Source organism: Streptomyces hirsutus (genome assembly GCF_001418415.1).
Taxonomy (GTDB): domain Bacteria; phylum Actinomycetota; class Actinomycetes; order Streptomycetales; family Streptomycetaceae; genus Streptomyces; species Streptomyces hirsutus.
Map to the genome: position 1 here is coordinate 1 of NZ_LIQT01000282.1, position 6,407 is coordinate 6,407.

The following is a 6,407-nucleotide window of genomic DNA, read 5'->3' on the forward strand; positions in this document are numbered from 1 at the left end:
GGGGAGGGGCCGGGGGCGGGGGAATCCGCCGCCCAGTGCACTTCGGTGATCCTCAGCTCGCGGCCCGACAACAGCTCGGTGGCACCCCCGCGACAGGAGGCGCAGATCATGTCCGGGGGCATCCCGGTGTCCCAGGTCCGCCCGCACGGCGCGCACGACGCCCGGCCGGGCACGGACCCGGTGACGAGTTCGGCGCCCTGGAGAACCGTCCCGGAACAGGCGAGTTCGAAGCAGAAGGCGAGTGCGTCGGGGACGACTCCGGCGAGTTCGCCGATGTCGAGGCGGACCCGGCGCACGCCGCGCGCGGAGCGGGACCGTGCCGCCTGCTCGACCTGGTCCACGATCGACAGGGCGACGGACATCTCGTGCATCGCCTCTCCGTTCTCGGCCGGGGTCGTGTCGCACCGCCCAGTAGTAGGGGGCTCGCGCCGCCGGTCCGACCGGCACGCCGGGGCGAGGCGCACGCATAGCTCTTTCGGGGCACGCCGGTTGGGCCGTCGAGCGGGCGTCCGGTGGGTCACATCCTGCGGATGCGCAGATAACGACGGACGTCCGGCCAGACGTTCGCGACGAGCGCTGCCAGGGCCGCTGCGGTGACGGCGGCCGTGGCACCGCCGATGAGGCGTTTCTTCATGGTTGCTCTCCTGGAGGCGGAAGGTGTTCTCGCCGACCGACGGGGCTCGGTCGTACGACGTGGTGTGCGGGTCGGACGACGGCTTCGTCCCGGATCAGTTCGCCGACCATGCGCACCGCTCCGGGCACGGCGTCGGCCACCGGCGGGCTGAGGCCGATGCCCTCCTCGACGGTCGCGGGTTCGCAGCCGACCACCAGGGTGCGCCGCGGTGGCACCGCTCCGGTGCCCGCGCACAGGGTGTCCAGCAGGGCCAGTACGGCATCGGGCGACATCCGGTGGCCGTCCAGGGCGACACCGTCCGGTGGCCGCCGGCCCGCGGGCTCCGTGGCGTCGATCAGGTACAGCGTTCCGGGCTCCCCTCCGCGTGCTGTCGCGTCGAGGAGGACGAGCGTGTCGTAGCCGTCGAGGAGCCGGTACGCCAGATGGACGCCGCGGATGCCGATGTCGGCGACTTCGACGCCCGCCGGGCACCCCTGTTCGGCCAGCCGGCGGGCGGCCTCCACCCCGAAGCCGTCGTCGCCGAGGAAGATGTTGCCCACCCCGGCGACCAGGGTGCGGGGACGGGGCGCCGGACCACTGGTCATGGGGTCTCCTCACCCTCCACGACGCCGACCTCGTCGGGCTGGAAGTAGAGATACCGGCCCTGTTCGCGGCGGATGTCGGCGCCGGGATCGTCCTCGAGGGTGACCGCGATGTGCACACCGCCGTCGACGTCGTGCAGGACCGCCTCGACCAGGGCGCGCCGGCCGGCGACGAACAGGTCCTGGGCGTCGGAGTGGCGCGGCCCGGGCCGCAGCACGACGCGGCTGCCCGCCCGCACCTCCCGTCCGTCGACCAGGACGTGATCACGGGCGGGATCCACGGAGGCGTCCGCGCCCGGATCCCACCAGGGCGTTTCCTGCCGGACGAACCCGTCCTCCCCGAAGACGCCGGACGCCCCGGCGCCGGTGCCGAACCCCGGCACGTCCGGCGCCGGGGAGCGCGGCGCGGACACCCCGGGCGTGGCGACCTCGCGCAGGCTCCGTACCGCGCCGTGCAGTCGCTCCAGCATCTCCGCCGGCATCGATTCGGTGAGGTCGATCACCGCTGCCGCCCGGTCGTCGGTGCCTCTGGCCTCGCGCTTCTCCTCGTCGGTGAGGGCGGCGGTGCGCAGCGCGAGGATCTCGTCGATCTCCGTGGCGTCGTACAGGGCACCGGGGCTCTCCGGGGCGATGGCCGGATGGTCCTCCAGGATGATCGGAGAGGAGAGCACCAGGTCACGGGAGCCCGGCTCACCGGCCGGTACGGGCCAGGTGTGCAGATTGCGGCAGGCCGCCACGGCGCCCGTGGCCCACTGGGGCGGGTCCGTCAGCGACAGGAACTGCCCGGAGTCCAGATGCAGCAGGGTGTGGGTGGCGACCAGGGAACGGGGCAGCGCCGCATCCCGGCCGGCACCGTCCTCGGGCAGCCAGTCGCTGGTGTTCTCCACGACCACTCGCAGCCGTTGCGTGGCATACGGTCCGTCCAGCGGGCTCGCCGACAGGCGCAGGACTCCGTCGAGCTCCTCACGGCGCCGCACCAGCCGTCCCACGACCGCCCCCGTGGCGTCCCTGACGGGCTCGGTCTCCTCGGCCGCGGGACGGGTGAAGGGCACGACGGCACCGGTCCTCGCCAGTTCGTCCGCATCGACGGCCAGCCGGACCCGCTCCTCCCGGCCCTCGTCCCACGGCACCAGCACCCGGTCCTTCAGGGGCAGCTCGCGTACGGTCTCGAAACCGCCGTCCGGCAGAACGCGCTGAACCGTGCGCCGCTGGGCGTGGAGGAAGCGCACCTCGACGAAGAGGGTCGCGCCCCGACGCGGCTCCATCAGCAGTTCGGTGTGCTGGACGTCGTGCTCCGCGGCGGCCGCCGTCCAGGACGGCGGCACGAGCACGCCGAACTGCCAGCGCAGCCGGTTCTTGGCCGCCGAGGCACGGTACGGGTAGAGCACGTACCCCTCGAACAGCACGGCGTCGGCGACGTGGCGTGCCACCGCCAGCCGGGCCTCGGCCCGGGAAGTGAACGTCGTCGTGGTCACGGTGTGCTCTCCCCGGCCGCGTGCAGCAGGTGCTCGACGGTCGCCTGCCACGAGGGCAGCGCCTGCCGCGACCGGTGGGCGAGCAGCGCGTCCATGGCGTCCCGGGGCAGACGGATCCAGCCCGAGCCCGGGAAATGCTGCTCGACCATCTCCTGCCAGGTCTTCACCGGCATCCGGAACGTGGCCTCCCGGTCCCAGGGGACGGGCTCGACCTGAAAGCCCCCGGCTCCGGTGAAGGCCGTACCGGAGAACAGCATCAGCAGCGGGACCTCCCCCTCCTCCAGCGCGTGGAAGTAGCGGGAGGAGGCGATGTCCATGTCGTAGGTGCAGGGCACCACCAGATCGGTCTCCGTCTCGCCGGTGAACCCCTGCACCATCACGGGCACCTGGGCGAACTGCACGGGGTGGAGGCTGCTGCCCCAACGGGACCGCTCCCCGAACAGGTCGGCCAGCGCCTCGGCCTCGGCGTCGCCGTAGCCCCGGCGCGCGGGCTCGATACGGATCTGGCAGCGCAGCGCCAGCGCGTGGATCCGGGTACCCGGCGAGGCGGTGATGCGCAGCCGGAACACGAGCGTGGGGCCCGCGGCGTACGGATCGGCGCGCACACCGGTGCAGGCGAAGGTGAACCCGGTCACGACCGGTCACCCCCGAACGCACGGGCCCGGCCCCGCACCTGGGTGAAGAAGGCGTCCAGGTCGGCCCGCGCCTCCGCGCCCCCGTCGAAGCCCTGCCACGTCAGTCGCATGCGGCCCACCAGCTCGTAGCAGATGTCGATCGGCACCAGGTAGCACTCCACCTGCCCCTGATGGCGGCGCAGCAGCAATGCCTCCACGTCGGGTTCGAGAACCCCGGTGAGCGGCGAGCCGTCCAGGACGGACTGCCAGGAATCCGGCTCCAGTTCGCTCTCGGTCGCTCCGGCCGGGCTCGGATAGAGCGCGACCAGGCGGTCGAGCGCGGAGTTGCGGAAGAAGAAGACGACGCCGACGGGGATGCGCAGCCGCTCCCAGGTCTGCTCGTCGAAGCGGTGCTCCGGGTCGCTCAGGCAGCGGTCGGGAACCGTGCGGAAGCGGCCCGTCGGCGCGCCCGTACGGTCCAGGAGTTGGGCGCAGGGGCCGCAGGCGCAGGCCAGCGCACGGTTCTCGATGTCCACGAGGTGCCGGTGACGCTCGTCGGGCAGCGGCACCGCGCACAGCTCGCAGCGTTCCTCGCGGGGCGGACGGGGCCCGGTGAAACGGAACAGGCCCCGGGGCGCGGAAGGTTGCCGGAGCCGTTCCGGCCCGGCCGGCAGCGCGCTCACGGCGCGGTGGTGGCCGGCGGCCGGCCGCTCGGACCGGACGGGGCCGGCGGGCCCGCACCGATCTGGAGGAGGACCGGTTCGCGTTCCGCGTCCGCCTCCAGCACCACGGCGGTCACCTCCGGCGCGAAACAGGCGAGGACGTCGCGCGCCGCCTGCTCGACGGCCTCACGGGTGCCGCCGCAGCCGCAGCCGCCCGATTCGGTGAGCCGCAGCCGCAACTCGCCCGTGGCCGGGTCGAATCCGGCACTCTCCACGGAATGCGGGACCGCGTTCAGCGCCCGCGTGACGCGGGTGGGAACGTCGTCCGGGTGCAGCCCGTGCAGGACCAGGAGGCTCGCGACGAGTTCGTCACCGAGGAGGGCCTCCCGTGCCTCCCCCACCGGCCTGTCCGGATCACGTCCGAGCAGGTCCAGGGCGCGGGCGAACCCCGCACCGTAGAACTCCATGAGGCTCCGCACGAGTTCCTCGGCGGCCTCGCACGCCGCGCGGTCCCCGGCGGCGGCGAGACGGTCGAGGATCTCCTCGACCGTCCGCCCGGCCGTCTCCGCGTCCGTCCCGCCTCGCACCCCGCTCATCCGGCCAGACCGCTCAGGCCGGTGGGTACGTGCATCGACTTCACGGTTCTGCCGTCGCCGACGTACATGTGGACGCCGCACGGCAGACACGGGTCGAAGCTGCGCACGGTGCGCATGATGTCGATGCCCTTGAAGTTCTCGGGGGTGTTCTCCTCGAAGATCGGCGTGTTCTGCACCGCGTCCTCGTACGGGCCGGGGGTGCCGTAGGTGTCACGGGTGGACGCGTTCCACGGCGTCGGCGGGTACGGGTGGTAGTTGGCGATCTTCCCGTCCCGGATGACCATGTGGTGGGAGAGGAGACCGCGCACCGCCTCGGTGAAGCCGACGCCGATGGACTCGTCCGGCACCTCGAACTTCTCCCAGGTCTGGGTGCGTCCGGCGCGCACCTCCGCGAGGCCCTTCTCCGCGCAGTGCAGGGCGACGGCGGCGGCGTAGGCCTGGAAGTAGGTGCGGGCGCGGTTGCGCTCCAGCGCGTTGCTCCACTGCGGGATCTTCCACTCGAAGGTGGTCTCCGGCTTGGTGAGAGTGCGGGGCAGGTTGATGACGACGCTGTGTCCGGTCGCCTTGACGTACCCGATGTCGACCAGCCCCGACAGGGCCGTGGACCACAGGCGGGCGAGGGGGCCGCCGCCCGTGTCGAGCGGCAGGTGGTCCTTGCCGTCGAACCAGCGGGGTGACATCACCCAGCTGTACTTGTCGTCGAAGTTCCGCTTCTGCGGGGCGGGGATGGTGTGCTGGTTCCACGGGTGGCGCGGGTCGACCGGGTTGCCGAGCGGGTCGTGGGTGACGAACTGCTCCTTGCCCGCCCAGTCCTCGTAGTACGAACTGCCCAGCAGGATGCGGATGCCGAGGTTGATCTCGGTGAGGTCGTTGGTGACCAGCTTGCCGTCCACGATCACGCCGGGGGTGACGAACATGCGGCGTCCCCAGTCCGTCATGTTGGCGTAGGTGAAGTCGCAGTACTCGGGGTCGTTGAGCGCGCCCCAGCAGCCGAGCAGCACGCGCCGTCGGCCGACCTCCTCGTAGCCGGGCAGGGCCTCGTAGAAGAAGTCGAACAGGTCGTCGTGGAGCGGCACGACCCGCTTCATGAACTCGACGTAGCGCATGAGGCGGCTCATGTAGTCCGTGAACAGCTGGACCGAACCGATGGTGCCGACGCCGCCCGGGTACAGCGTGGAGGGGTGCACGTGGCGGCCCTCCATGAGACAGAACATCTCCCGCGTGTACCGGCTGACCTGCAGCGCCTCCCGGTAGAACTCGCCCTCCAGCGGGTTGAGCGAGCGCATGATGTCGGCGATGGTGCGGTAGCCGTGCTCGCCCGCGTGCGGCGCCTCGGTGCGCTCGGCGAGTTCGAGCACCCCCGGATTGGTCTCGCGGACCATCTTCTCGCAGTAGTCGACCCCCACCAGGTTCTCCTGGAAGATGTTGTGGTCGAACATGTACTCCGCGGACTCGCCGAGGTTGATGATCCACTCGCCGAGGTGCGGCGGCTTCACCCCGTACGCCATGTTCTGCGCGTACACCGAGCAGGTGGCGTGGTTGTCACCGCAGATGCCGCAGATACGGCTGGTGATGAAGTGGGCGTCGCGCGGGTCCTTGCCGCGCATGAAGACGCTGTAGCCGCGGAAGACCGACGAGGTGCTGTAGCACTCGGCGACCCGCTTCTGCTTGAAGTCGATCTTTGTGTGGATGCCGAGACTGCCCACGATCCGGGTGATCGGGTCCCATGCCATCTCCACCAGGCCGGTGCCGTCACCGGTCGTCGTCGAGGTCGCCATTGTGTCGGTGCTGCCCTTCGGTCGGTCGGGTCGGTGAGCGGGTCTTGCGTCAGGCGGGGCGGGGGAG

The 6,407-nt window shown here is 71.6% G+C and carries 8 protein-coding genes; all 8 read right to left on the reverse strand.

The genetic code is table 11. The features are described from left to right. A partial coding sequence (locus tag AOK11_RS21025) for a hydrogenase maturation nickel metallochaperone HypA/HybF (RefSeq protein ID WP_167353819.1) occupies window positions 1-371 on the reverse strand: 371 nt, incomplete at its 3' end. A gap of 146 nt (window positions 372-517) precedes the next feature. Next, entirely contained in the window at window positions 518-634 is a 117-nt protein-coding gene (locus AOK11_RS46810; RefSeq protein ID WP_380995557.1) for a DUF6893 family small protein, read from the reverse strand. Continuing rightward, entirely contained in the window at window positions 631-1,218 is a 588-nt protein-coding gene (locus AOK11_RS21030) for a hydrogenase maturation protease (RefSeq protein ID WP_055595277.1), read from the reverse strand. Before AOK11_RS21030 ends, AOK11_RS46810 begins: the two co-directional genes overlap by 4 nt. After that, window positions 1,215-2,690, reverse strand: coding sequence for a hypothetical protein (locus AOK11_RS21035; RefSeq protein WP_055595278.1), 1,476 nt, complete (start codon window positions 2,688-2,690; stop codon window positions 1,215-1,217). Before AOK11_RS21035 ends, AOK11_RS21030 begins: the two co-directional genes overlap by 4 nt. After that, window positions 2,687-3,325, reverse strand: a complete 639-nt coding sequence (locus AOK11_RS21040; protein WP_055595279.1) for a DUF6084 family protein — start codon at window positions 3,323-3,325, stop codon at window positions 2,687-2,689. The genes AOK11_RS21035 and AOK11_RS21040 overlap by 4 nt, the downstream gene beginning before the upstream one ends. Continuing rightward, window positions 3,322-3,987: a DUF5947 family protein gene (locus tag AOK11_RS21045; RefSeq protein ID WP_055595280.1), complete on the reverse strand. Its 666-nt coding sequence runs from the start codon at window positions 3,985-3,987 to the stop codon at window positions 3,322-3,324. Before AOK11_RS21045 ends, AOK11_RS21040 begins: the two co-directional genes overlap by 4 nt. Further along, window positions 3,984-4,562 carry a hypothetical protein gene (locus tag AOK11_RS21050; RefSeq protein ID WP_055595281.1) on the reverse strand — a complete coding sequence of 193 codons (579 nt, stop codon included), beginning with the start codon at window positions 4,560-4,562 and terminating at the stop codon, window positions 3,984-3,986. Before AOK11_RS21050 ends, AOK11_RS21045 begins: the two co-directional genes overlap by 4 nt. Then, window positions 4,559-6,340 (reverse strand): nickel-dependent hydrogenase large subunit, encoded by a 1,782-nt coding sequence (locus AOK11_RS21055; RefSeq protein ID WP_055595282.1) that lies wholly within the window; start codon window positions 6,338-6,340, stop codon window positions 4,559-4,561. The genes AOK11_RS21050 and AOK11_RS21055 overlap by 4 nt, the downstream gene beginning before the upstream one ends. Between the last annotated feature and the right edge of the window lie 67 nt (window positions 6,341-6,407).

Coding starts and splice junctions, on each gene's coding strand:
- AOK11_RS21055 (WP_055595282.1), bottom strand. CDS start 6,340: ATGGCGACCTCGACGACGACCGGTGACGGCACCGGCCTGGTGGAGATG.
- AOK11_RS46810 (WP_380995557.1), bottom strand. CDS start 634: ATGAAGAAACGCCTCATCGGCGGTGCCACGGCCGCCGTCACCGCAGCG.
- AOK11_RS21050 (WP_055595281.1), bottom strand. CDS start 4,562: ATGAGCGGGGTGCGAGGCGGGACGGACGCGGAGACGGCCGGGCGGACG.
- AOK11_RS21030 (WP_055595277.1), bottom strand. CDS start 1,218: ATGACCAGTGGTCCGGCGCCCCGTCCCCGCACCCTGGTCGCCGGGGTG.